The 24,030-nt window shown below is 58.5% G+C and carries 21 protein-coding genes; 13 read left to right on the top strand and 8 right to left on the bottom strand.

Translation table 11 applies throughout. From position 1 onward, the window contains the following. Positions 1 to 32: 32 nt before the first annotated feature. The 3 genes from CA832_RS06605 to CA832_RS06595 form a co-directional block, all read right to left on the bottom strand. Positions 33 to 1,664 carry a Gfo/Idh/MocA family protein gene (locus tag CA832_RS06605; RefSeq protein ID WP_088340815.1) on the bottom strand — a complete coding sequence of 544 codons (1,632 nt, stop codon included), beginning with the start codon at positions 1,662 to 1,664 and terminating at the stop codon, positions 33 to 35. Next, a complete protein-coding gene (locus tag CA832_RS06600) occupies positions 1,661 to 2,143 on the bottom strand; it encodes a DoxX family membrane protein (protein WP_088340814.1) in 483 nt (160 codons plus the stop codon). The genes CA832_RS06605 and CA832_RS06600 overlap by 4 nt, the downstream gene beginning before the upstream one ends. A gap of 107 nt (positions 2,144 to 2,250) precedes the next feature. Beyond that, on the bottom strand, positions 2,251 to 3,513 hold the full coding sequence (locus CA832_RS06595) for an aminotransferase class V-fold PLP-dependent enzyme (protein ID WP_088340813.1): 1,263 nt from the start codon (positions 3,511 to 3,513) through the stop codon (positions 2,251 to 2,253). A 137-nt stretch (positions 3,514 to 3,650) separates the two neighbouring features. On the opposite strand from CA832_RS06595, the gene CA832_RS06590 reads away from it, so the two are divergent. The 7 genes from CA832_RS06590 (at position 3,651) to CA832_RS06560 (ending at position 13,937) form a co-directional block, all read left to right on the top strand. Then, the gene (locus CA832_RS06590; protein WP_088340812.1) at positions 3,651 to 4,289 is read left to right on the top strand and encodes a M23 family metallopeptidase; all 639 of its coding nucleotides are present in this window, start codon (positions 3,651 to 3,653) and stop codon (positions 4,287 to 4,289) included. Between the two features lie 30 nt (positions 4,290 to 4,319). Beyond that, positions 4,320 to 5,429: a helix-turn-helix domain-containing protein gene (locus CA832_RS06585; protein ID WP_088340811.1), complete on the top strand. Its 1,110-nt coding sequence runs from the start codon at positions 4,320 to 4,322 to the stop codon at positions 5,427 to 5,429. 98 nt (positions 5,430 to 5,527) lie between these two features. After that, on the top strand, positions 5,528 to 6,790 hold the full coding sequence (locus CA832_RS06580) for a carboxypeptidase-like regulatory domain-containing protein (protein ID WP_233131749.1): 1,263 nt from the start codon (positions 5,528 to 5,530) through the stop codon (positions 6,788 to 6,790). 632 nt (positions 6,791 to 7,422) lie between these two features. Further along, on the top strand, positions 7,423 to 9,645 hold the full coding sequence (locus CA832_RS06575) for an NADP-dependent isocitrate dehydrogenase (RefSeq protein WP_088340809.1): 2,223 nt from the start codon (positions 7,423 to 7,425) through the stop codon (positions 9,643 to 9,645). A gap of 87 nt (positions 9,646 to 9,732) precedes the next feature. After that, positions 9,733 to 12,138: a TonB-dependent receptor gene (locus CA832_RS06570; RefSeq protein ID WP_088341381.1), complete on the top strand. Its 2,406-nt coding sequence runs from the start codon at positions 9,733 to 9,735 to the stop codon at positions 12,136 to 12,138. Beyond that, complete coding sequence (locus CA832_RS06565; RefSeq protein ID WP_088340808.1) at positions 12,138 to 13,040, top strand: DUF4249 family protein; 903 nt, start codon at positions 12,138 to 12,140, stop codon at positions 13,038 to 13,040. Before CA832_RS06570 ends, CA832_RS06565 begins: the two co-directional genes overlap by 1 nt. 3 nt (positions 13,041 to 13,043) lie before the next feature. Further along, positions 13,044 to 13,937, top strand: coding sequence for a DUF4249 family protein (locus CA832_RS06560; protein ID WP_088340807.1), 894 nt, complete (start codon positions 13,044 to 13,046; stop codon positions 13,935 to 13,937). On the opposite strand, the gene CA832_RS06555 is transcribed toward CA832_RS06560, so the two are convergent. After that, positions 13,924 to 15,051 (bottom strand): glycerate kinase, encoded by a 1,128-nt coding sequence (locus tag CA832_RS06555; RefSeq protein ID WP_088340806.1) that lies wholly within the window; start codon positions 15,049 to 15,051, stop codon positions 13,924 to 13,926. The genes CA832_RS06560 and CA832_RS06555 overlap by 14 nt on opposite strands. Before the next feature lie 113 nt (positions 15,052 to 15,164). Here CA832_RS06555 and CA832_RS06550 point away from each other — a divergent pair, with 113 nt between their 5' ends. The 5 genes from CA832_RS06550 to rplT all read left to right on the top strand — a co-directional run bounded on the left by CA832_RS06550 (position 15,165) and on the right by rplT (position 18,664). Then, a complete protein-coding gene (locus tag CA832_RS06550) occupies positions 15,165 to 15,401 on the top strand; it encodes a DUF6095 family protein (RefSeq protein WP_233131748.1) in 237 nt (78 codons plus the stop codon). A 67-nt stretch (positions 15,402 to 15,468) separates the two neighbouring features. Beyond that, positions 15,469 to 17,409 (top strand): threonine--tRNA ligase, encoded by a 1,941-nt coding sequence (gene thrS, locus CA832_RS06545; protein ID WP_088340805.1) that lies wholly within the window; start codon positions 15,469 to 15,471, stop codon positions 17,407 to 17,409. Positions 17,410 to 17,435: 26 nt separating this feature from the next. Then, positions 17,436 to 17,993 (top strand): translation initiation factor IF-3, encoded by a 558-nt coding sequence (gene infC, locus CA832_RS06540; RefSeq protein ID WP_394335745.1) that lies wholly within the window; start codon positions 17,436 to 17,438, stop codon positions 17,991 to 17,993. A gap of 40 nt (positions 17,994 to 18,033) precedes the next feature. Further along, complete coding sequence (gene rpmI, locus CA832_RS06535; RefSeq protein WP_088340803.1) at positions 18,034 to 18,231, top strand: 50S ribosomal protein L35; 198 nt, start codon at positions 18,034 to 18,036, stop codon at positions 18,229 to 18,231. An 88-nt stretch (positions 18,232 to 18,319) separates the two neighbouring features. Further along, positions 18,320 to 18,664 carry a 50S ribosomal protein L20 gene (gene rplT / locus CA832_RS06530; RefSeq protein ID WP_088340802.1) on the top strand — a complete coding sequence of 115 codons (345 nt, stop codon included), beginning with the start codon at positions 18,320 to 18,322 and terminating at the stop codon, positions 18,662 to 18,664. Positions 18,665 to 18,714: 50 nt separating this feature from the next. Here the strand turns inward: rplT and CA832_RS06525 are convergent, their stop codons facing one another. Then, a complete protein-coding gene (locus CA832_RS06525; protein ID WP_088340801.1) occupies positions 18,715 to 19,137 on the bottom strand; it encodes a secondary thiamine-phosphate synthase enzyme YjbQ in 423 nt (140 codons plus the stop codon). Between the two features lie 85 nt (positions 19,138 to 19,222). On the opposite strand from CA832_RS06525, the gene CA832_RS06520 reads away from it, so the two are divergent. Beyond that, on the top strand, positions 19,223 to 20,023 hold the full coding sequence (locus CA832_RS06520) for an HAD family hydrolase (RefSeq protein WP_088340800.1): 801 nt from the start codon (positions 19,223 to 19,225) through the stop codon (positions 20,021 to 20,023). Here the strand turns inward: CA832_RS06520 and CA832_RS06515 are convergent. The 3 genes from CA832_RS06515 to CA832_RS06505 form a co-directional block, all read right to left on the bottom strand. Then, positions 20,020 to 21,321 carry an asparagine synthetase B gene (locus CA832_RS06515; RefSeq protein WP_233131747.1) on the bottom strand — a complete coding sequence of 434 codons (1,302 nt, stop codon included), beginning with the start codon at positions 21,319 to 21,321 and terminating at the stop codon, positions 20,020 to 20,022. The genes CA832_RS06520 and CA832_RS06515 overlap by 4 nt on opposite strands. Continuing rightward, complete coding sequence (gene dnaB, locus CA832_RS06510) at positions 21,305 to 22,858, bottom strand: replicative DNA helicase (protein WP_088340799.1); 1,554 nt, start codon at positions 22,856 to 22,858, stop codon at positions 21,305 to 21,307. The genes CA832_RS06515 and dnaB overlap by 17 nt, the downstream gene beginning before the upstream one ends. A gap of 169 nt (positions 22,859 to 23,027) precedes the next feature. Continuing rightward, positions 23,028 to 23,981: an acetyl-CoA carboxylase carboxyltransferase subunit alpha gene (locus CA832_RS06505; protein ID WP_088340798.1), complete on the bottom strand. Its 954-nt coding sequence runs from the start codon at positions 23,979 to 23,981 to the stop codon at positions 23,028 to 23,030. Positions 23,982 to 24,030: the final 49 nt, after the last annotated feature.

The raw sequence follows: 24,030 nt of genomic DNA, 5'->3' as shown, positions 1-24,030 counted from the left end.
AACCCCGGGGCGCTCCCCGGGGTTTCTCTTTTTTAACCCATCTGTTCGGGTGGCACCCCAACTCCAGGGGGGCTTTCCAACAGGGCGGCATCGAGATCGATCTCGTCGATGGGCTTGACCCGCTGGGCCTCGGCATCCCATTCGACACGCCTGCCCAGTTTCCAGGACAGCCCCGCCATATGGGCGGAAATCGCCTCCTCGAACCCTTCCTGTATGCCACAGCTCACCGGGCCGTCGTTGCGGATAGCGCTGAGCCACTCCCGCATGTGCAGGAAGGTGGAATCTACGCGTCTGCCGTCTATGTACGTCCACATAAGGCCTTTGTCTGCGAAATACTGGGAGGTAGCCGAAGACACCCCGTCCAGGGCCGTAGCCGCAGGGTTGTAGTGGTAAATGGGCGACTGGGGCTCCATCTTGCCTTCTTCCAGCATGGGCGCAAAGCGGGTGGAGCGGCCGTCGGGCCAAATGGTCAGGCGGTTGCCGAGTTCCATGCTCGCGTCGTGCCCCATCAGCATAGTGGGCCGGTTAAGCCCGTTCCCCAGGCTGGCGCTGTAGACAAAGGTCATCCCTTTCTCCTTTCCTTTTACCTGGCTGCTTCCGGTACTGAAATCCGGGAATTCCATATTGGCCTGGAAGACGTCCGGCACATTGCGGCCGTCCCGGTGGGTATAGATGCCCCCTGAAGCCATGACCGAAGCAGGGATCCCCATCTTCAGCACACAGTTCAGGCGGTCGTAGTCGTGGGTAAGCAGGTCCCCGGAGAGTCCGGAGCCGTAGGCCCACCATTTGCGCCACCGGAAGAAATGGTTCAGGTTAAAGGGGATTTCCGGCGCACTTCCCAGGAACTGCGCCCAGTCTATGGTATCCGGGCTGGCATCCGGGTGGATCTCGTAATTCCAGGCCCCGTTGTCGTCGTTCCGGTTGGTATTGGTGGTTATCAGGGACACATGCCCCAGGATGCCCTTATCGATAATGTCCTGGGCCGTTTTAAAACTCAGGGTCTGACGGTGCTGGTGCCCTACCTGCAGGATACCCTTGGAATTCAAGGCGGTATCCCGGAGTTCATACGTCTCCGAAAGGGTGTGGGTCATGGGCTTCTCCACATAGACATGCACATTGTTGCGCAGGGCTTCCATGGCCATGGGGGCATGCCAGTGGTCCGGGGTGGCAATCACCACGGCCTCCACATCCCCGCTGCCGATCATCTCGGTATATGTGCGGTAGCGCTTAACGGTGGTCTGCTCGTCGGAGAAGGAGCGAATCGCCTTCTCGGCCCGGGCGTCAAAAATATCGCATACCCCCACAATGCGCACATTAAGCGGGTCCTGGTTGCGGAAATCCTCCAGGGCGGTAAATGGCCGGCCCTCGGCCTTGGCCAGGGCGGTGGCCTCTTCCATATCCGCAATCCACTCGTCGGTGGCATAGCCCAGGGCGCGGCAGAGCTGCTCACCCCGGATCCCGAATCCGATAACCCCTACCTTAACCGGTTCGCCCCCGATAGCCGGGACAGCCGGGGGTAGGGAAGGTTGGATGTTGAGGGTTTCCAGGATGGCGTCGCGCTCCCGGCGCTTGCCAACGGTTCCGCGGGCACCGGCCCACCATATGGCACCCAAAATGGGGATGCCGCCAAGCCCAAACAGGGCTTCTCTTCTTGTCCAACTCATGATTGTGCGGTTTTAGTTTTGGATAACAAACGGGTAAGGCCAAAGGTGGCTCCTGTGGGCTGCAGGAACAAAATCCAACAGGCCACCAGTTCTATTAGGTTCTTGTTTACAAACCAGTAACTTCCCTCTACGTTGATCTGGTCCAGCCAGGGGAAGGAAGGATGGGCCAGGTAGTACATGGCCAGCAGGGCCATCCCCACCAGGGCGCCCGCCTTTTCGAAGATGCCCAGGATAAGGGTAATCCCCACGAACATTAGCGCCAGCCAGTTCATGGTGTCTACCCAGGGCAGGATGGCCTCCCCGGTCAGGGCCCCGAAGACAGACGAAAACGGTCCCTGGGCCGAAGCCAGGTATCCGAAACTGGTCCAGTCCGGGTTGTAGACCTTGACAATCCCCTCATAGAGGAAATGCCAGCCGATAAATACGCGGAGCAGCACCAGGGCATTGGTGAGTTTCCGGTTTAATTGCGTTGTGGTCATTTGTATATGGGTTTAAGGGTTCTCGGTTTGGGTTTGTCCATGCGGGCATTCAACCTACCAAGGTACTGCCCGGGCTCCTGGTATTTTATGACAGGAATCAGGTTTCTTCATCTTCGGCGGGCCAGGGATTCCACGGCCGCCACAAAGTGGTCCAGTTCTTCGGTGGTGGTAAAGACATTCGGGGTGATGCGGCAGCCCCACACCCCGGCATCCCGGATTCCTACGGTAAAAATCCGGAATTCCTCCAACAGGATACTTGCCATTTCCACCGGGTCCAGCCCTTCTATCCCCACATTGCCGATCCCGCAATGGCGGGAGGGGTCCGATGGGGTATTGACCAGCACCCGGGGCACACCTCTCAGGCGGTTGGTCCAGTATTGCTGCAGGTACCGCAGCCGGTCTGTTTTCCGCTCCGGCCCCAGGCGCTCCCAGTAGTCAATAGCGGCATCTATGGCCAGGTCGGTATGCACCGGGTGGGTCCCGGTGTGGTTCAGCCGGCCGATATCCCCCGGCTCCCGGTCGTGCTCGGCCAGCAGGGGCCAGAGTTTCGGGATATGGTCGGGGCGTACGTAAAGCAGGCCGGCCCCCAGGGGGGTCGCCAGCCATTTGTGCAGGCTCGAGCCGTAATAGTCGCAATTCAGGGAGGTGAGGTCCACCGGGTGGTGGGCCACCGAATGCGCCCCGTCCACCATGACCTCCACCCCGTGGCGGTGGGCCATATCGCAGATGGCGCGCACCGGGAGGATCTGCCCGGTGATGTTCACCATGTGGCATACCATCAGCAAGCGGGTACGCGGGGTTATGGCCTGCTCGTACAGGGCTACGATTTCCTCGTCCGAGGCGGGGTGCTGAGGGAGGGAAACTACCTTGTTCACTACCCCATACCGGTCTGCCACCTGCCGGAAGTGCATCCGCATGGCCCCGTAATCCTGCTCGGCAAAAACAGCCTCATCCCCCGCCTTCCAGGGGTATCCCCCAATCACCAGATCGAGGGATTCTGTGGTGTTGCGCGTGATGACCAGGGTTTCCGGCGGGCAGTTTACCTTCGCCGCCAGGCGGGCAGCCACCCGCGCTTTGTTCTCCCATTGTACGGTACGCATATAGTACGAGCCTTCGTAGTTGACGTGGCGAACCTGTTCCAGGAAATACTGCAGGGTGGGCCTGGGGATGATGTTGTAATACCCGCTCTCCAGGTTGATGTATTCGGGTTTAAGTTCGTAATCCAGGCGTACCCGGGCCCAGAAGGCTTCCTCGTTGGAGGGGTCCGGCCAGGGCGGGAGGTCTTCCGCGGCCGTGGCCATTTCGGGCCAAACAAAGGGAGCCGCCATGGCTGCCGTCCCGAGGCGCCGGAGGAAATCGCGTTTGTCCATTCGATAGTTGGTTGGTCCCTACAAGATACGCATTCCTGGGAATTTGCATATTGCGGCCAGACAGCGCATTTCCCTACGCTAAGAGACATGGCCCGGACCCAGGGGACCTAAATTTAGGGCATCAATCTTTTAAGCGAATGAAGTACTGGAAACTCCTTGTCGTGCTGCTGGGATTATGGGCATGTCAAAAAGAGGAAGCCTGGCGGGAAAATCTGATCGGGACAGCCCCTGTTGGCATCCCCTCCCAGGGGTTTGCCAGCTGTGCCGATGCCAGCTACGATCCCTGGGATACTTCCGAATATATCCTCCCCTACCCCGTGGGCACCTCCTATATCATCGGCCTGGGCCCATGCGGGGGTTCTTACCACAGTGCCGGCCAGCCCGATATGTTTGCGATCGACTTCAATATGCCCATCGGCAGCCCCATCCACGCCGCCCGGGGCGGGCGGGTCGTTTATGTGGAGGAGCGTGGGGTAGACGGCGGGTTCCCCAACAACCTGGTATCGGTACAACATACGGACGGGACCTATGCGCATTATGCACACCTTACCCAAAACGGGGCAGTGGTACGGGTGGGCCAGGCCGTGGCCGCCGGAGCCCTTCTCGGGTACAGTGGAAATACCGGGCTGGCGGGTTATCCCCACCTGCACTTCGTGCTTACGGCCCCCGGGAGTATGGGGTATCCCTATACCTCCCTTCCGGTCACCTTCCGCAATACCACCCCAAACCCGAAAAGCCTGGAAAGCGGGATGCGGTACGAGGCCTTCCCTCCCTGAAACCCCGGTGCTTTGCCTTATATTTAAGACATGCGTGTTGTCCTTTTTCTCTTCCTGTTTTTTACCCTGTTGGGCTTCGTCCTGACGGCCCACCTGCTGGTCCGCAAAAAAGGGGATGTGCTCCAAAACCGGATCCTGGCCGCCTTTACCTTCCTCTTTGCCCTGGAATTGCTGAACAACTGCCTGCGGTGGGGTGGGTGGATACAGTGGCGCTGGCTGGTGCATTTCAACCTGATGCACTTCCCGTTCTGGACCGCCTACGGCCCCCTGGTCTACCTCTATGCCCGGCGCGCGATGACCGGGAAAGGCCTCCGGATCAGCGATCTGGTTTTTGCCCTGCCTCCCTTGGTCATGATAGGTCTGTTATGGGACTTTTACCTCCTGGACGGCCCGGCCAAACGGGAAGTTATGGCCAATGGCCTGGTGGGCGACTACATCCTTTTCCCCTCTTATGGGATTTGGGTGGTTATCCCCATCATGGTTTTTTATGCCTTTTTAACCCTCTACCGTTTTGGGCCGCAGAAGATACCCCAATGGCGAAAAAACCGGTGGCTGAAATGGTTTGCAGGGAGTTACCTGGGGTTTACCCTTGCCTTTGCCGCCTATATCGTTCTGGTGCGAACAGGCCTCATGGACCCTTCCTACGACTATCTGATAGACCTCGCCATTGTAGGGTTCATCGGCCTGCTTGCGGGTTTTGCCTACTTCCAGCCGGAACTCTTCCAGGGGCGGGGACCCCGGAGTGTACCCTTTGTTAAATACCGCAATACCGGACTTTCCCCCCTGCTGGCCCGGGACCTTTCGGATAAACTCCAACACCTGATGGAAGCCGAGCAGCCTTACCTCCACCCTGACCTGCGGTTGGAGGACCTCGCCGGACGCCTGGGGGTGTCCCGAAACCAAGCCTCCCAGATCATCAACGAACACTTCAACCGGAGTTTTTTCGATTTTATCAACGAATACCGCGTAGGAGCAGCCCGGCAGATGCTCATCGAAATGGAGCCAGGGGAAGCCACCATTGCCCAGATTGCCTTCGAGGCCGGGTTTAACACCCGGGCATCCTTCTACAAAGCCTTTCGGAAATTTGCCGGGGCCACCCCGGCCGAGTACCTCAACAACGCCGGCCCCAGGGTGGGATAGGGCTTCGGGATGCGACAAAAATTAAGTACCTTGTATCCCATTGCCCGGGAAGCGGAAAAGACCCCGGGGCAACCCTTGCGGAACCAAAAACCATTGCTGTGAAAAAACTGTTTTTACTGGCCCTTCTGGCTTTGCTGGCCGTGCCGGGTTCCAGGGCTCAGGACGGGGCGCCGTACCGCTCCCTGCAGGGGGAGGTAGTGGATGCTGCCACCGGGGAGCCCCTGATCTTTGCCTCCCTGTCCCTGCAGGGGGAGAACATCTCAACGGTTACCAATGCAGACGGGGGCTTCCTGCTAAAAGTCCCGGCAGACCTGGAGGAGGGAACCCTTGTGGTGAACTACCTGGGGTACCGCAACCGGGAAGTGCCCCTGTCCGCCTTCGGGGATACCCCCCTGGAAATCCGTATGGTGGTTTCGGTGACCCCCCTGCCCGAGGTAGACCTGGTGGTGCCGGCGGATGCCACTGTCCTGGTAAAGGAAACCCTGCGCCGCAAAGGGGAAAACTACCTGGACGAGCCCCTTCGGATGACGGCATTCTACCGGGAGACCATTAAAAAAAGGAGGCGCAACGCTTCCCTGGCCGAGGCGGTGGTGAACATCTACAAAGCCCCCTACTCCTCCGAAAGGCGGGATGCGGTGGAGTTGTACCGCGCCCGCAAAAACACAGACTACAGCCGGTTGGACACCGTGGCCCTCAAATTGCAGGGCGGGCCGTACAATGCCCTCTTCGTGGATGTGATGAAATATCCGGACTTCCTCTTTTCCCAGGACTATATAGACGACTACACCTTCACATTCGACCGCAATACACGGATAGACGACCGGCTGATCTTCGTGATCCGCTTCGAACAAAAATCCCATATCCGCGAACCCATGTACCAGGGCCGGCTGTTTATCGATGCAGACCGGAAGGTACTCACCAGCGCAATCTTCTCTTTGAATATCACAGACCCGGAAGCGGCCGGGCGGATGTTCGTGCGCCGCAAGCCAGCCAATGCCTCGGTGACGCCCACCTCGGTATCCTACCGGGTAGACTATCGGGAGCACGAGGGCCGCTGGTACTATTCCTACAGCAATGCCTTGTTGGAGTTCAAGGTAGACTGGGACCGCAAACTCTTCAACTCCATCTACAGCCTGAGCCTGGAGATGGCCATAACGGACTGGGACTTCAATACCGGGGGCCAGGTACCCCGCTTCCGGGACCGGGTGCGGTCCTCCATCATCCTGAGTGAGGCGGCCGATGGTTTCGAAGACCCGGATTTCTGGGGGGAATACAACATCATAGAACCGGACAAATCCATCGAATCCGCCATCCGCAAAATCCAGCGGCAACTGAGGCGTGCCAACCGCAATGGCAAGTAGGATTCAGACTGTTTTAGTTATAAACAATTGTTGATATCCCCCGTTCATAACCTGTCAATTCTTTTTTAGGCTAAAATTTTGGAAATGAGGGGGATTCGTCTATTTTAGTAAATGTAATCGAGTAGCGGTTATCAGTCCATGGTAACGATGAAAGATTGCTGCGAAGCAGACGTTCTTTGTAATGCCGATTAGGAATCAGAAACCTGCGCAGGACCCCTGCAAAGGAAGCTGAAACCGAGCCACGATAGGAGGGCTGTAGTTCTCCATCGGAAGGTGGGCACCTGTGTTTTACGTGGAAAACTCCGGTTTCCCATATAAGACAGACCGTGTTAAGCGGCATAAAGGAGCGGCAGGCACTGGGCGTATGCGTACGCACAGCAACAGCACCAATCCAAACGTCAGGCGGTCGCAAGGCAAACAACCCCCGGGTTGTGGGGAAAGATGAAATATCCGGAACCCTAAGTTGCCGACTGCTTAAGAAAGCCATATCAATGTACCCGTTGCAGTGATATGGCTTTTGTTTTTTTATCCCCTCCCCTCTCCTGCAGACGGTATTTTAAAAGCCTGGCCACGGCGGCTGCTCAAGCCCTGCGAAAATTGTATATTTGCTGCGCTTTAACCCAAACCGTTTCATGGCAACCATCCATTATACCAAAACCGACGAGGCCCCGGCACTGGCCACTGCCTCCTTTTTGCCCATTGTCCAGGCCTTTACCCGCAACGCCGGCATAGCGGTCCAAACCCGGGATATTTCTCTGGCAGCGCGCATCCTTTCGGTGTTCCCGGAATTCCTCGGGGAAGACCAGCGGGTGGGGAACGATCTGGGATTCCTGGGCGAACTGGCCAAGCAGCCGGAAGCCAATATCATCAAACTGCCGAATATCTCAGCTTCCATCCCGCAGCTCGAGGAAGCCATTGCCGAGTTGCAGGCAAAAGGGTACGGGATTCCGGACTATCCGTCCGACCCTTCGACCGATTCGGAAAAAGCCATCAAAGCCCGGTACGACAAGGTTAAAGGCAGCGCCGTGAACCCGGTGCTTCGCGAAGGCAATTCGGACCGCCGCGCCCCGAAACCGGTTAAAAACTACGCCAAAAAGAACCCGCACAGTATGGGGGCCTGGAGCCCGGATTCCAAAAGCCACGTGGCTACCATGGGGGCGGGCGATTTTAAATCGAACGAAAAATCCCTGACGCTGGAAAAGGCCACTACCCTGAAGATTGTGTGGGAAGGTCAGGATGGGAAAACCGAAACCCTCAAGGCTGCCGTCCCGGTGCTGGACGGGGAGATTGTAGATGCCAGTGTTATGGAAAAGGCGGCCCTGCTGGACTTCCTGTCCCGGGAGGTCGCAGACGCCAAGGCGTCCGGGGTCCTGTTTTCTGTACACCTGAAGGCCACCATGATGAAGGTCTCGGACCCCATTATTTTCGGCCATGTGCTGCGTACTTATTTCAAGGGCGTCTTCGATGCCTATGGCGCCGACCTTGAAGCCGCCGGAATCAATGCCAACGACGGTCTGGAAAGCCTGCTGGCGGACCTCTCGAAGCTGCCGGAAGGCAAAGCGGCAGAAATCCGTGAGGCCATCACCACTGCAATAGCCAACGGACCGGACCTGGCCATGGTGAACTCAGACAAAGGGGTGACCAACCTCCACGTGCCCAGCGATGTGATCATAGACGCCTCCATGCCGGCCATGATCCGGAACTCCGGGCAGATGTGGAATGCCGAAGGCAAACCCCAGGACACCAAAGCCGTGATCCCGGACAGCAGCTATGCAGGTATCTACCAGGCCACCATCGAATACTGTAAGAAGCACGGGGCATTCGACCCCCGTACCATGGGCACAGTCCCGAATGTGGGGCTCATGGCCCAGAAGGCCGAAGAGTACGGTTCCCACGACAAGACGTTTGAGATCAAAGGGGCCGGGTTCGTGAAGGTTATCGATGCCGAAACGGGCCAAACCCTGATGGAACACCCCGTAAAGGCCGGGGACATCTGGCGGATGTGCCAGGTGAAGGACCTGCCGGTGCAAAACTGGATCCAGTTGGCCGTGGAGCGCGCACGCCTCTCCCAAACCCCGGCGGTTTTCTGGCTGGACCCGGAGCGCGCCCACGACCGGGAACTCATCGCCAAGGTGGATGCCTACCTCCCGTCCGAAACGCGGCAGGAACTGGACATCCGGGTGCTCTCCCCCATGGAGGCCACCCGCTTTACCCTGGAGCGGATGCGTGCCGGGAAGGATACCATCTCGGTAACCGGCAACGTACTGCGGGATTATCTCACCGACCTCTTCCCCATCCTGGAAGTAGGGACCAGCGCCAAGATGCTCTCCATTGTCCCCCTGATGAACGGGGGCGGGCTTTTTGAGACCGGTGCCGGGGGCTCGGCGCCCAAGCACGTAGAGCAGTTTCTGGAGGAAGGCCACCTGCGGTGGGACTCCCTGGGGGAATTTATGGCACTGGCTGTTTCCCTGGAACACTACGGACAAAAGAACGACAACGCCCGGGCAGGCGTCCTGGCCAGCGCCCTGGACGAAGCCACCGAGCGCTTCCTGGAAGAAAACCGGTCCCCTTCCCGTAAAACAGGGGAACTCGATACCCGCGGCAGCCACTTCTACCTGGCCCGTTACTGGGCAGAGGCCCTGGCCGCCCAGGGGGCGGATGCACAGCTGGCCGCCGTCTTCGGGCCCGTTGCCGAAGCCCTGAAGGCCCAGACCGACACCATCCTCGAGGAGTTGCTGCAGGCGCAGGGCACCCCCCAGGACATTGGGGGCTATTACCTGCCCGATGCTGCCAAAACGGCCCGGGCCATGCGTCCGAGCCAAACCCTCAACGGGATCCTGGACGGGCTGGCATAAGGCCAATTAACGTTAAAATTGCCCCGGTTTCGCCGGGGCTTTTTTATTTTTGAAGCTTCCGGCCCCGTGCCGCCCAAAAAAAATTGCATGCACCCAAAGGCATTCCACCGCGCCCTGTTCGGCTTCCTGCTCCTGCTGGGCTCGGCACTATCGGCCCAGCAGCGGTACACCCTGAGCGGGACCATAACCGAAGCGGGGTCCAACGAAACCCTCATCGGCGTGAATATCCTGGTCCCGGAATTGCGGACCGGGGCCGTCACCAACGAATACGGCTTCTATTCCCTCACCCTCCCGGAGGGTACCTACCAGGTGGTGATCCGCTACCTCGGGTTTGAGGAGGTCCGGCGGGAAATCGCCTTCGATACGGACCGCCGCCTGGACCTGAGCCTGGAGGAAAAGGCAGAACAGCTGGAGGAGGTGGTGGTTACCGAAGATGCCGAACGGCTCGATATCCGGGAACCCCAGATGAGCGTGGCCACCCTCAAGGCGGCCACCATCAAGAATATCCCCGTGGTACTCGGGGAGGCCGACGTGATCAAATCCATCGTGCTCCTGCCCGGGGTCACCAACGCCGGGGAAGCCTCCTCGGGCTTCAACGTGCGGGGCGGGGCGGCAGACCAGAACCTCATCCTGCTGGACGAGGCGACCATCTTTAATTCCTCCCACCTGTTCGGGTTCTTTTCCGTCTTTAACCCGGATGCCATCAAGGACGTCAAACTCTTTAAGGGCGGCATCCCCGCCCGTTACGGGGGGCGCGTTTCCTCCGTACTGGACATTTACCAGAAGGAGGGCAACAGCAAGGAATTCCACATGAACGGAGGCATCGGCGCCGTAGCCAGCCGCCTGCTGGCTGAAGGCCCCATCCAGAAGGACCGCTCGGCCTTCCTGATCGGGGGGCGGGCCTCCTACGCCCACCTGTTCCTTCCGCTGCTCGATATAGACAACCGCGCCTATTTCTATGACCTGAACACCAAGCTCAACTACCGGATTAACGACAGGAACAACCTCTTCCTCTCCGGGTACTTCGGCCGGGACCTCTTCAGCATCACCGACCTCTTTGTAAATACCTACGGGAATGCGGTGGTGAATTTCCGGTGGAACCACCTGTTCTCGGACAAGCTCTTTTCCAACCTGTCCCTGATCTATTCGGATTATTATTACGGGCTGGAACTGGATTTCGTAGGCTTCGAATGGAATTCGGGCATCCAGAACTTCAACCTGAAATACGACCTGAAGCACTACCTGAGCGACAGGTTCCAGCTCAATTACGGGATGCACAACACCTACTATGTGTTCAACCCCGGGCGTATCTCCCCCAACAGCCCCACCTCGGGGATTGTGGAGGAGCAACTCACCAAACAGTACGCCAACGAGAACGCCTGGTACGTGGACGCCTCCCACGAGGTTACCGACCGCCTGAGCCTTGGCTACGGCCTGCGCCTGAGCCAGTTCAACCGCCTGGGGCAAGACGAATTCTATGTGTATGAGAACGACAACCCGGTCATTTACGACCCCTTTACCCTGGTCTATCGGGAAGGCACCCCAATAGACACGGTTAGCGCAGACCGCTTCGAAACCCTGGAGAAATTCCTGAACCTGGAGCCGCGGGTCTCGGTCTCCTATGCCCTTACCGACGAGAGCTCCGTGAAGGCCAGTTATATCCGTATGGCCCAGTACCTCCACCTGTTGTCCAACACCAACTCCCCCACCCCCCTGGACGTCTGGACCCCCAGCGGGCCCTATACCAAGCCCCAATTGCTGGACCAGTTTGCCCTGGGCTACTTCCGGAATTTTTCCGGGGGCGCATACAGCCTGGAAACCGAGGTGTTCTACAAGACCGTGGAGAACCGCATCGACTATATAGACGGGGCCAACCTGATTGCCAACAACGCCATAGAGCAGGTCATCCTCAACGGGGAGGCCCGGGCGTATGGGTGGGAGCTGCTGCTGCGCAAAAACACGGGGAAACTCACAGGCTGGCTGGCCTATACCCTCTCCAAATCCGAGCAACGCACCCCGGGCCGGTCCTCGGTCTTCAGCAACGGCCTGGAGGTGGAGGAAACCGGGATCAACTTCGGGGACTGGTACAACACCCCATACGACAAACGCCACGACCTGGCCCTCTACGGGAATTACCAGCTGGATGACCGCTGGAGCTTCAACGCCAATTTTATCTACCAGACCGGGCAGCCCACCAACTACCCCGTGGGGCAGTTCCAGTTCGAAGGCCTGGTAGTGCCCTATTACGGCCTGCGCAACCAGGAGCGCCTGCCGGATTACCACCGCCTGGACGTGGCGGCCACCTTAAAGACCCGCAAGTCCCGGACCCGTGAGATCCAGGGGGAATGGGTCTTCAGCATCTACAACCTCTACAACCGCTACAACGCGGCGGCCATCAACTTCCGGCAGAACCAGGATACCGGCCGCAATGAGGCGATACGCACCTCCATTTTCGGCATCGTGCCCTCTGTAACCTATAATTTCCGGTTCTAATGAAACGCTGTCTCCCCTTTTTCTGTTTTCTGTTTGTGGCACTGGCCGGGTGCGAGGATGTCATTGAGGTGGAAACCCCCGGGGAAGCCCCCCGCCTGGTGGTGGAAGGGTTGCTCCGGGTAGACGTCACCCAGGAATTCATCCCGGTGGAAATCCGCCTGACCCAGACGGCCGGGTTTTTCGGGGAGATCCAGCCGGTAACCGATGTAGACAACATCGTCATCATCCTTTCGGAGTTGGAAAACGGCCTCCCCAGCGGGAATACGGGCACCAGCAGCCTGACCCAGCTGGAGCCCGGGAGCGGGGTCTACGTGCCCGATCCGTCCTTCGACCGGGACCAGCGCATCCGCACCTCCGCCGTCCTGGAAAACGACATCCGTTTTACCATGGTCATCGACTGGCAGGGTCGCAGGTATGCTGCCCAGACCGAATACGTGGCGGCCCCGCCCATAGACCGCCTGGAGCAAGGGGACAACACCCTCTTCGGCGATGATGAAACCGAAGTAGTGGTGGCCTTCACCGATATCCCGGACCAGGACAACTACTACGTCTTCGACTTCGGGTTCGGGAACTACCTCCCCTCGGAGGACACGTTTTACAAAGGCCAGCAACTGGAGTTCTCCTACTTCTACGACCAGGTCTTCGAGCCCGGGGAGGAACTCCGGGTAAGCATCCTGGGGGCAGACCTGTCCTTCTACAATTATATGGCCCTGCTGGTGGAACAGTCCGGGGATTCCGGGGACCCCTTCCAGACCCCCGTGGCCACGGTGCGCGGCAATGTATTTGACGTAACGGGCCTGGATAATATCGACCTGACCGACAACACCGACCGCCCTCAGGACTTCCCCCTGGGGTATTTCGCCATAGTACAGGAACAGGTCCAAACCCTCACCATAGAATAAGCCATGGCCCGCAGGCTCCTTTTCGGCACCTTGCTGGCGGTCCTGCTGCTGCCCGGCTGCGAGGACGTGGTAGAGGTAGACCTCCCCCAGGACCCGCCCCGGCTGGTGGTAGGGGGGCTGATCCGGGTGGATGCCACGGAGGCCTTTGTACCCGTGCGCATCACCTTGAGCGAATCCTCCGGGTTCCTGGAGCCCAACCCGGTGACCCGGGCCGAGTCTGTCATCATCCAGGTGGAACGCTTCGAGGACGGCCAGCTCATTGAGAGTTTCACCTCCTCCCTGGCCGAGCAAACCCCCGGAAGCGGGGTGTATATCCCGGACCCCAATGCCACCTTCGACCAGCGCATCCCCACGGTTTTCCTAAACGAAGAGGTGCGCTTTACCCTGCAGATCCGCCACCAGGGGCGGCAGTACCTGGCTCAGACCTGGTACCGGGAAGCCGTCCCGATCAGCATCCTGGTTCAGGGGCGCGCCACCTTGCTGGAAGGGGACGAGACCGAGGTCATTGTGGGGTTTTCGGACCCGGGGGATGGGGACGATTTCTACCTGTTCCAGTTCGACCCGGCGGAGTACCTGGTCACCGAAGACCGGTTTTACCAGGGGCAGTTCTTCCAGTTTTCCTATTTCTACGAAGACCCCATCCCTCAGGGGACGGTAAAGACCGTTCGGCTCCTGGGGGTGGATGAAGCCTTTTACAACTATATGGACCGGGTGATTGAGGAGAGCGGGCGGGAAGGCCCTTTCCAGACACCGGTTACCACGGTTCGCGGCAATGTGCTGGATGTTACGGGGATAGACAATACCGACCTTTTCGACAATACCGGGAGGCCGGAGGTATTCCCCCTGGGTTATTTCGCGGTGGTGGAGGAGCGACAGGCCGAGGTTACGATTCAGTAGCCACGCCCCGGAAATAGTCGGCTACCGCCGCGCGGACCTGGCCATACCCGTTTTCCATATTCCAGGCCAGGGACTGCCCCGGGTGGGCACTTACCAGCAGGGCCGTTAATCCGGCCTGTTCCAGGGCTCCTGATTCTGCCTCGCAGGCGCCACAAACGGCCAGAACTGGGATTTTCCGGGGCCCTGCCTCCCGCAACACCCCATCCAGGAGCTTGCCCTGCAGGCTTTGCCCATCTATTTTCCCTTCACCCGTGATGATGTAATCCGGGCGGTTCCCCTCCAGGAATTCGGAAAAACCGGTAATGCGGAACAGGTACTGGGTCCCGGGTAAAAACTCTGCCCCCAGGAAGGCCATCAGGCCGAAGGCCGTGCCCCCTGCTGCCCCGGCGCCCGGAACAGCGCCCAGATGCCCGCCTGCCAGGTGGTCCAGGTGACGCAGGCCGCGGTCCAGGGTTTCCACCGCCTCCGGGGAGGCCCCTTTCTGGGGGCCGTACACAAAGGCTGCACCATCCGGGCCCCAAAGCGGGTTAGACACGTCGTTTACGGCAAAAAGGGTCACATCTTTTGGGAGGACCGGGTTCTCCGGCGGCACCAGGGTGTGGATGTGCTCCAGAGTCCCCCCTGCCGGCCGGAGCTCCTTCCCCTGGGCATCCAGGAAACGGTAGCCCAGGGCACTGGCAATTCCCGTACCCCCGTCTGAGGTGGCACTCCCCCCGAGGCCCACATAGAGGGTACGCGCCCCCCGGTTAAGAGCATCCCTCAGGAGTTCCCCCGTGCCGTAGGTATTGGTTTTTAAGGCATCCCGAAGGCCGGGTTCCACCAGCACCAGGCCGGAGGCCCGGGCCATCTCCACAAAGGCTTCCCGCCTTTCGGGATCGTAGCCGTAAGCGGCTGTAACCGGCCGGCCCAGCGGGTCCTGAACCTGCAGGGTATGGCGCTGCAGGGGGCGTACGGCCCCCACGGCATCCAGGAAGCCATCGCCCCCGTCGGAGGCCTCGAAGGCCGAGAAGCGGGCTTCGGGAAAACGGGAGCAGACCCCCTCGGCAATGGCCTGGCGTACCTGTGCCGCCGTGAGGGAGCCTTTAAATTTATCCGGGATCAGGACAATATACATGGGCTGGGTGTTCCCTGTAAAGATACGCCACAGGCGGCCCGGGCCAAAACCGGGGGCAACAGGCAGGAAAATCGGGGCATTTGCCTTACATTTACCGGGAAATACCTGTTGCCTTGGCTACTGACAAAACCCTGTTGATGAAAGGCCTGCGCCGCCTGATGCTGACCCTGCTGCTGCTGTTTGCCGGGCCGGTTGTGCTCTACCAGGCCTTTAAGAACCAGGACCACCCCTGGTACCTGCCCGTACTGATAGTGGGGGGGCTGCTGGCCCTTGGGGCCATCGCGATGGGGTTTTTGGGGATCCGCACCCTGGTACGGGCCCTTTTTTCCGGGGACAAACCCTCCGGCTGACCCCTGGTTTCGGTTGTGAGTCTTCCCCTTAGATAGTATCTTTGCTCCCGCATTACGCCCACCATTTATGATTGAAATCACGCTCCCGGACGGCCGCAAGGTCCAACACCCCAAAGGCACCACCCCCATGGAGGTGGCCCAAAGCATCAGCGAAGGCCTGGCGCGCAACGTCATCAGTGCCCGTTTCAACAACCGGAAAGTAGAAACGGTTACCCCCCTGGAGGAGGATGGGGCGCTGGTCCTGTACACCTGGAAGGACGAGGAGGGGAAAAAGGCCTTCTGGCACTCCACCTCCCACGTGATGGCCCAGGCCCTGGAGGAACTCTACCCGGGTTGCAAGCTCACCATAGGCCCGGCCATCGATTCCGGGTTCTATTACGACGTGGACTTCGGGGAGCACACCGTCTCGGAAAAGGACTTCCCCGCCATCGAAAAAAAGGCGCTGGAGATCGCCCGGGGCAAGCACGACTTTAAGATGCGGGAAGTTTCCAAGGCAGATGCCCTGGCGTTTTACCGCAAACAGGACAATCCCTACAAGGTGGAGCTCATCGAGAACCTGCAGGATGGCGACATCACCTTCTGCGACCACGATACCTTCACGGACCTGTGCCGGGGCGGTCATATCCCCAATACAGGGATAATCAAGGCCTTCAAGGTTTTGAACGTGGCCGGGGCCTACTGGCGCGGGAACGAGAACAACCCCCAGCTGACGCGGGTCTACGGCATCTCCTTCCCCAAACAGAAAGACCTCACCGAGTACCTGGAACTCCTGGAGGAAGCCAAGAAGCGCGACCACCGCAAACTGGGCAAGGAACTGGAACTTTTTACCTTCTCCCAGCGCGTGGGCCAGGGGCTGCCGCTGTGGCTGCCCAAAGGGGCTGCACTGCGCGAGCGCCTGGAGCAATTCCTGAAAAAAGCCCAGAAAAAAGCCGGGTACGAGATGGTGGTCTCCCCCCATATCGGCCAGAAGGAACTCTATGTGACCTCGGGCCACTACGCCAAATACGGGGAAGACAGCTTCCAGCCCATCCGCACCCCCAGGGAAGACGAGGAGTTTCTGCTGAAACCCATGAACTGCCCCCACCACTGCGAGATATACCGCGCCAAGCCGTTCTCCTACCGGGAACTGCCCAAGCGCTATGCAGAATTCGGCACGGTCTACCGGTACGAGCAGAGCGGAGAGCTGCACGGGCTCACCCGCGTGCGCGGGTTTACCCAGGACGATGCCCATATTTTCTGCACCCACGAGCAGCTGGATGAAGAGTTCAAAAATGTGATCGACCTCTCCCTCTACGTGCTGGGGTCCCTCGGCTTTGAGCACTTTACCGCCCAGGTATCGGTGCGGGACCCGGAAAACCCGGAGAAATACATCGGTTCTTCCGAAAACTGGGACAAGGCCGAACAGGCCATCATCAACGCCGCCACCGAGAAGGGGCTGGACTTTGTGATCGAGCCCGGGGAGGCCGCCTTCTATGGGCCCAAGCTGGATTTTATGGTCAAGGACGCCCTGGGCCGCCAATGGCAGCTGGGGACCATACAGGTGGACTACAACCTGCCCGAGCGTTTCGACCTCACCTACAAGGGCAGCGACAATGAACTCCACCGCCCGGTGATGATCCACCGCGCGCCCTTCGGCAGTATGGAGCGCTTTGTGGCCCTGCTGCTGGAGCACACCGGGGGCAACTTCCCCCTGTGGCTCACTCCCGAGCAGGCTATTGTCCTGCCCGTCAGCGAGAAGCATGAAAAATATGCGGAAAAAGTTTTAAAATCGCTGGAAAATGACGAAATTCGCGCCCTCTTGGACGCCCGCAGTGAAACCGTGGGGAAAAAGATCCGTGAGGCCGAAATGGGTAAATACCCCTTTATGGTCATCGTAGGCGACCAGGAAATGCAGGACGGCACCATTTCCGTGCGCAGGCACGGGGGCGAAGATCTCGGGGCAATTACCCCCCAGGCCTTTGCCGACTTGATACAAAAGGAAATAAGCCGTACCTTAAAATCGTTTTAAACAGGTTAAATCAAAATATTCGAGCCATAGCAATTCGCAGAAGATTCCGACCCAGGCCCAGGAGGGAAAATAAAAACCCTCACAACATTAACGACAATATCACCGCGCCAAAAGTCAGGCTGGTGGGCGATAATGTGGAGATGGGCGTTTACAGTATTCGGGAAGCCCTGAGCAAGGCGGAGGAAATCGGTTTGGACCTGGTTGAAATATCCCCCACAGCGGAGCCCCCCGTCTGCAAGATCATGGACTATAAAAAGTTCCTGTACGAGCAGAAAAAACGGGACAAGGCCATGAAGGCCAAGGCGACCAAGGTGGTGGTGAAGGAAATTCGTTTCGGGCCCAACACGGACGACCACGATTACGATTTCAAAAAGAAACACGCGGAGAAGTTCCTCAAGGAGGGGGCCAAATTAAAGGCCTATGTTTTCTTTAAGGGGCGCTCCATCGTATATAAAGAGAAGGGCGAAATCTTGCTGCTGCGCCTGGCCCAGGAGTTGGAAGACTACGGGAAGGTGGAGCAGATGCCCAAACTGGAAGGCAAGCGCATGACCATGTTCATTGCCCCCAAAACCAACAAGAAGTAACGCGAGAGATCCGAAATAGTAACGTGTAACAAGCGAGACCATGCCCAAGATGAAGACCAAATCCAGTGCCAAGAAGCGTTTTAAGCTGACCGGTACCGGTAAGATCAAAAGGAAGCACGCTTACAAAAGCCACATCCTCACCAAAAAGAGCAAAAAGCGGAAACTCCGCCTGACGCACAGCACTTTGGTGGATAAGGCCGATGAGCAAAGCATCAAAGAACAATTGCGCCTTAAATAAGGACGCACGGTAGAAGTTTAACCCTGGAGACAGGCCGTAAAAGAGCCCCGTACATACGGGGACGCCTGCTACAAAAAAACGAAAAGAAATGCCAAGATCAGTAAACGCAGTTGCCTCAAGAGCCCGCCGCAAGAAAGTAATGAAGCAGGCCAAGGGGTATTTTGGAAGACGTAAAAACGTCTGGACCGTAGCCAAGAACGCGGTTGAAAAGGCTATGGTATATGCATACCGCGACCGCCGCAACAAAAAACGCAGTTTCCGCGCCCTCTGGATTGCCCGGATCAATGCCGGTGCCCGCATGCACGGCATGTCCTACAGCGAATTCATGGGCAAGGTAAAAGCCAATGACATCAGCCTGAACCGCAAGGTACTCGCAGACCTGGCCATGAACCACCCCGAGGCTTTCAAGGCCGTGGTGGACAAGGTAAAATAAGTCACAACGGATTTCTCGCAAAAACCCGGCTCACTGAGCCGGGTTTTTTTTTATTCCCCCCAGAGAGTCAGCACCAGCTCCCGGCCGGAGGCGGCATCCCGGTGTTCGCAGAGGTAGATCCCCTGCCAGGTACCCGTCAGCAGACGGCCCTCCCCTACGGGCAGCTGAACGCTATGACCCAGAAGGGAGGCCTTCAGGTGGGCGGGCATATCGTCCGGGCCTTCGTAGGTGTGCCGGTAGTACGGGGCCTCTTCCGGGACCATGGCGTTAAAATGGCTTTCGAAATCTGTGCGTACGGTAGGGTCTGCGTTTTCGTTTACCGTAAGGCTGGCAGAGGTGTGGCGGATAAACACGTGGAGCACCCCCACCCGCATCTCGCGGATTTCGGGCAGCGCGCCCAGGACTTCCCGGGTAATCAGGTGGAAGCCCCTCGGCAGGGGTTTCAGGCGGATTTTCCGCTGTATCCAGGGCATGGGTGTTATCTTTTAGTGAAACTTCCGGGTACTACCCGGCGAAGTTAGGGAGAAAAAATACCTTTGCACACTTAGAACGCCTATTATGGACCTCTCTCACATCCGAATGGTAGTCGCCGATATGGACGGCACCCTGCTTAACCCGGCCCACGAGGTCAGCAACCGGTTTTTTGACCTCTACCACAGCCTGAGGGACAAGGGCGTGGAATTTGTCGCCGCCAGCGGGCGCCAGTACCACAGCATGGCCGATAAGCTGGCCCCCATCCGCGATGAGATCGTTTTCATAGCCGAGAACGGGGCCCTGGTACGCTGGCGGGATCAGACCCTGATGACCACCCCCCTGCCCTCCCGGCACGTGGGGGAAATCCTCCGGCGAGCCTCTGGGATACGCCAGGCCCACCCCGTCCTTTGCGCCTCCTCCAGCGCTTACGTAGACGGGGCCTCAGACGATTTCCTGACCCTATTGCAGGAGTACTATACCGAATATACCATAGCCCCGGACCTGGGTGCGGTTACCGACCCCTTGATGAAAGTGGCCATTTACCACTGGGAGAGCTCCGAGCAGTTTATCTACCCCGCCTTTGCCGATATGGAGGATACCCTGAAGGTAAAGGTATCCGGGTCTAACTGGGTGGATGTCTCCCACCCGGATGCCCACAAGGGGCATGCCCTGGAGGCCCTTATGGCACAGCGCGGCCTGGGCCGCCACCAGATCATGGTCTTCGGGGATTACAACAACGACCTGGAGATGCTGGCCCTCTCGGATTACAGCTTTGCCATGGCCAATGCCCACCCCAACGTCAAGAAGGTAGCCCGGTATGAGACCGGCGGGAACGACGAAGGAGGTGTGGAACAGGTGCTCGAAGCCCTGTTGCGACAGGTTTAGGTCTTCTGCTTTTTCTTCTGGGCAGCGGGGAACAACACATTGTTTAAGATCAGGCGGTAGCCCGGGGAATTCGGGTGGAGTTCCAACTCGGTCTTGGGGTCGCCCACCCGGTGCTGATAGTCTTCCGGGTCGTGCCCCCCGTAGAAGGTAAAGAAGCCCCTGCCCTTGACCCCGTGGATGTACCGCGCCTCCCCGTTGAGGCGGTTTTCCCCCAGGATAAGTACCGTGGGTTTGATTTCCGAACGGGTAAAGGCCGTGGTCTGTCCCATAAACCCTTTGACCAGGGCGGTGTGGTTCTGGCAGAGCATGGTGGGCACCGGGTCCCATTTGGCCGAGAAGTCCATAAGGCTGAAGTAGTCGGATTCCATGGGGACCTCGTCCCGCTTGTTGGTCATGTCTATGGAGGAGAACTCATACCGAAGCGGGCTGCGCTCCAACGTAAAGCCCGTAAAGGCGAAGGTCTTGGAATAGTCCAGGCGCTGCTGGTAATTGGGGTCCGAAGGGTCCCCGTCGAACATGGGCTCGCAGATATCCACCCCTTCGGCCGCCAGGGCAATGTCGAAGGAATCCGTGGCCGAGCACATGGCAAACATAAACCCGCCCCCAATCACGTAATTCCGGATCTTCTGGGCCACGGCGCTTTTTTCCTCAGACACCTTGGAATACCCCAGTTCGGCCGCAAGGGCCTCTGCCTGCTGTTTGCCTTCAATATACCAGGGGGTGGCCCGGTAGGCTCCGTAAAACTTCCCGTACTGCCCGGTAAAGTCCTCGTGGTGCAGGTGGAGCCAGTCGTAGAGCGGGAGCTTGTCCTCCAGGACTTCCCGGTCGTAAATGGTGGCATAGGGGATTTCCGCATAGGTCAGGGCCATAGTAACCGCGTCGTCCCAGGGGGCGTTGTCCTTGGGGGTATATACGGCAATGCGGGGGGCCTTTTCCAGGATAACCGCCTCCTGGTTGCGGGAGGGGCTGGAAATTTCATCCAGGATTTGCTGGGCCTCCGCGTCGGAGAGGACCTCGAAGGATACCCCGCGGATGCGGCATTCGCTGCGGATGGGCTCCCCGTCGGGCAACAGGAAGGACCCGCCCCGGTAATTGAGCAGCCACTGGACTTTCTGTTTTTTGCTGAGCACCCAGTAGGTAATGCCGTAGGCCTTCAGGTGGTTCTCCTGGCTGTCGGCATCCATGGGGATGAGGATCACCGAGGCCCGGGCCGCCCCTGCCAGCAGCAGCAACAGCACCAGAACAAAAAGCCGCCTGGAGGGGCGGCCGAAAAAATGCGTGTCAGAACGGTACGTCATTGTCATCCGGGTCCGCCTCGGGATGGTCGTTCATGGCGCTTCCGAAGGCCTGGTCGGCACTGGGGAAATCCTTGGCCAGGAACGGGTTCTCACCCTCGGCATTCATCTTGGATTGAAACTCGAAAGGAGAATCAAAGTCATCCAAATTATCAAATTTACCCAGATGCCCAATGAACTTTAACCTAATATTATCGAGCCCTCCGTTCCGGTGCTTGGCCACGATGAACTCTGCCTGCCCCTGGGTGGGGGTGCGCTCCTCGTCGTCCCACTCGTCTATCTTGTAGTATTCCGGGCGGTAGATAAACGACACGATGTCCGCATCCTGTTCGATGGCCCCGGATTCCCGGAGGTCGGAAAGGATAGGCCGCTTACTGCCGCCTCGGGTCTCCACCGCCCGGGAGAGCTGAGACAGGGCAATGACCGGGACGTTGAGTTCCTTGGCCAGGGCTTTCAGGTTCCGCGAAATGGTGGAAATCTCCTGCTCCCGGTTGCCGCCCTTCTGGCTGGCACCCCCGGTCATGAGCTGGAGGTAGTCGATAATGATGAGCTTGATCTTATGCTGGGAGGCCAGGCGCCGCGCCTTGGCCCGCAGGTCGAAAATGGAAAGGGAAGGCGTATCGTCTATAAAGAGGGGCGCCTTTTCCAGGGCCTTCACCTTCACGTTGAGCTGCTCCCATTCGTGCTTCTCCAGGCGGCCGGTACGCAGCTTTTCCGAAGAAAGGCCGGTCTCCGAGGAGATAAGTCGGGTAATAAGCTGTACGGAGGACATCTCCAGGGAGAAAAAAGCCACGGGTATGTTCGCATTTACCGCCATGTTCCGCGCCATGGAGAGGGTCAGGGCCGTCTTACCCATACCAGGGCGGGCTGCGATAATGATCAGGTCGCTGGGCTGCCAGCCGGAGGTGAGCAAATCCACCTTGTCAAAACCGGAGGGGATCCCGCTGAGGCCCTCCTGATTGGAGATTTCCTCGATTTTTTTCTTGGCCTGCATCACCAGGCTCTGGGCCGTTTCGGCAGACCGCTTCAGGTTCCCCTGGGTGACCTCGTAGAGCTTCGATTCCGCATTGTCCAGCAGGTCGAAGACGTCCGTACTCTCGTCGTAGGCCTCTTCGATGATCTCGCTGGAAATCTTGATCAGGCTGCGCTGGATGTACTTCTGCAGGATAATGCGGGCGTGGTACTCAATATGGGCCGAAGAGGCTACTTTCTGGGTGAGTCTGATCAGGTAAAAATCGCCTCCGACCTGCTCGAGCCTGCCGTCCTGCTTCAGTTGGGCGGAAACGGTTAATAAATCGACCGGTTCGGACCCTTCGAAGAGTTTGAAGATGGCCTCGTAGATATACCGGTGGGCCTCTTTATAGAAGGCATCCGGGTGGAGGATGTCGATCACCTCGTCTACCCCTTTTTTGTCGATCATCATGGCCCCGATTACAACCTCCTCTAAATCAACAGCTTGCGGAGGTATCTTCCCGCGTTCCAACGGAATGATGCTGGATTTTCCTATGCGCTGGGCGGTAACGGGGATGCTGTTTTCCATAGCGGTAAAAGTAGGGAATTCACCCGAAGTCCGTGCGGGCGGGGCCGGGGGGATATCCACCGGTCGTTAACATTCCGGGTGTTAATAAGTTACAACTTTCTGTTTATAAACGAAAAAAAATCCGGGGGCCTGCCCCCGGATTTTTCCCGATGCGCCGCCAAGCGGGGCATCAGTCCTTGAAGACCCCCATGGAGCCGTATTTGTCCATGCGGGAGGCCACCAGCTCGGCTGGTGATAACTTTTGAAGTTCCTGATAGTGCTTTGCAATCTTGTTGCGGACAATCTCAAAGGCCTTCTCCCGGTTGGCGTGCGCCCCCCCGGCAGGCTCCCGGACAATCTCGTCTATCAGCTTTAATTTTTTCATGTCTGTGGCGGTGAGTTTCAGGGCCGCAGCAGCCTGTTCCTTGTACTCCCAGCTGCGCCACAAGATGGAGGAACAGGATTCCGGGGAGATTACCGAATACCAAGTATTCTCCAGCATCAGTACGCGGTCTCCCACGCCTATGCCCAGGGCGCCACCGGAGGCCCCTTCCCCTATGATAACCACAATGATGGGTACCTTCAGGCGGGTCATCTCCAGGATGTTCCGCGCAATGGCCTCGCCTTGCCCGCGTTCCTCGGCCTCGATGCCCGGGTAGGCCCCGGGGGTGTCGATAAAGGAAACGACGGGGATCCCGAATTTCTCCGCGGACTTCATCAGGCGCAGGGCCTTGCGGTAGCCTTCGGGGTTGGCCATCCCGAAGTTGCGGTACTGGCGGGTCTTGGTATTAAACCCCTTTTGCTGGCCGATAAACATATAGCTCTGGTCCCCGATCTTGCCCAGGCCGCCAATCATGGCCTTGTCGTCCTTAACGGTGCGGTCTCCGTGGAGCTCCAGCCAGGTATCCCCGCAAAGGGCCCGGACGTAGTCCATGGTGTAGGGCCTGCTGGGGTGGCGGGAAAGCTGGACGCGCTGCCAGGGGGTCAGGTTTTTGAAGATTTCCTTCCGGGTCTCGTCGAGCTTCTTTTCGATCTGCTTGCAGGTCTCGGTCACATCCACATCGCTCTCCTCCCCGATGAGCTGGCACTTTTCCAGCTGCTCCTCGAGTTCCTTGATCGGTAGTTCAAAATCCAGGTATTCCATGCGGTTCTCGTTTGGTCTGTATGCGGGGCAAAGATACAGGATATTCCCA

It is taken from the genome of Robiginitalea sediminis, assembly GCF_002198115.1.
Taxonomy (GTDB): domain Bacteria; phylum Bacteroidota; class Bacteroidia; order Flavobacteriales; family Flavobacteriaceae; genus Robiginitalea; species Robiginitalea sediminis.
This window is presented reverse-complemented; position numbering and strand designations above follow the sequence as displayed.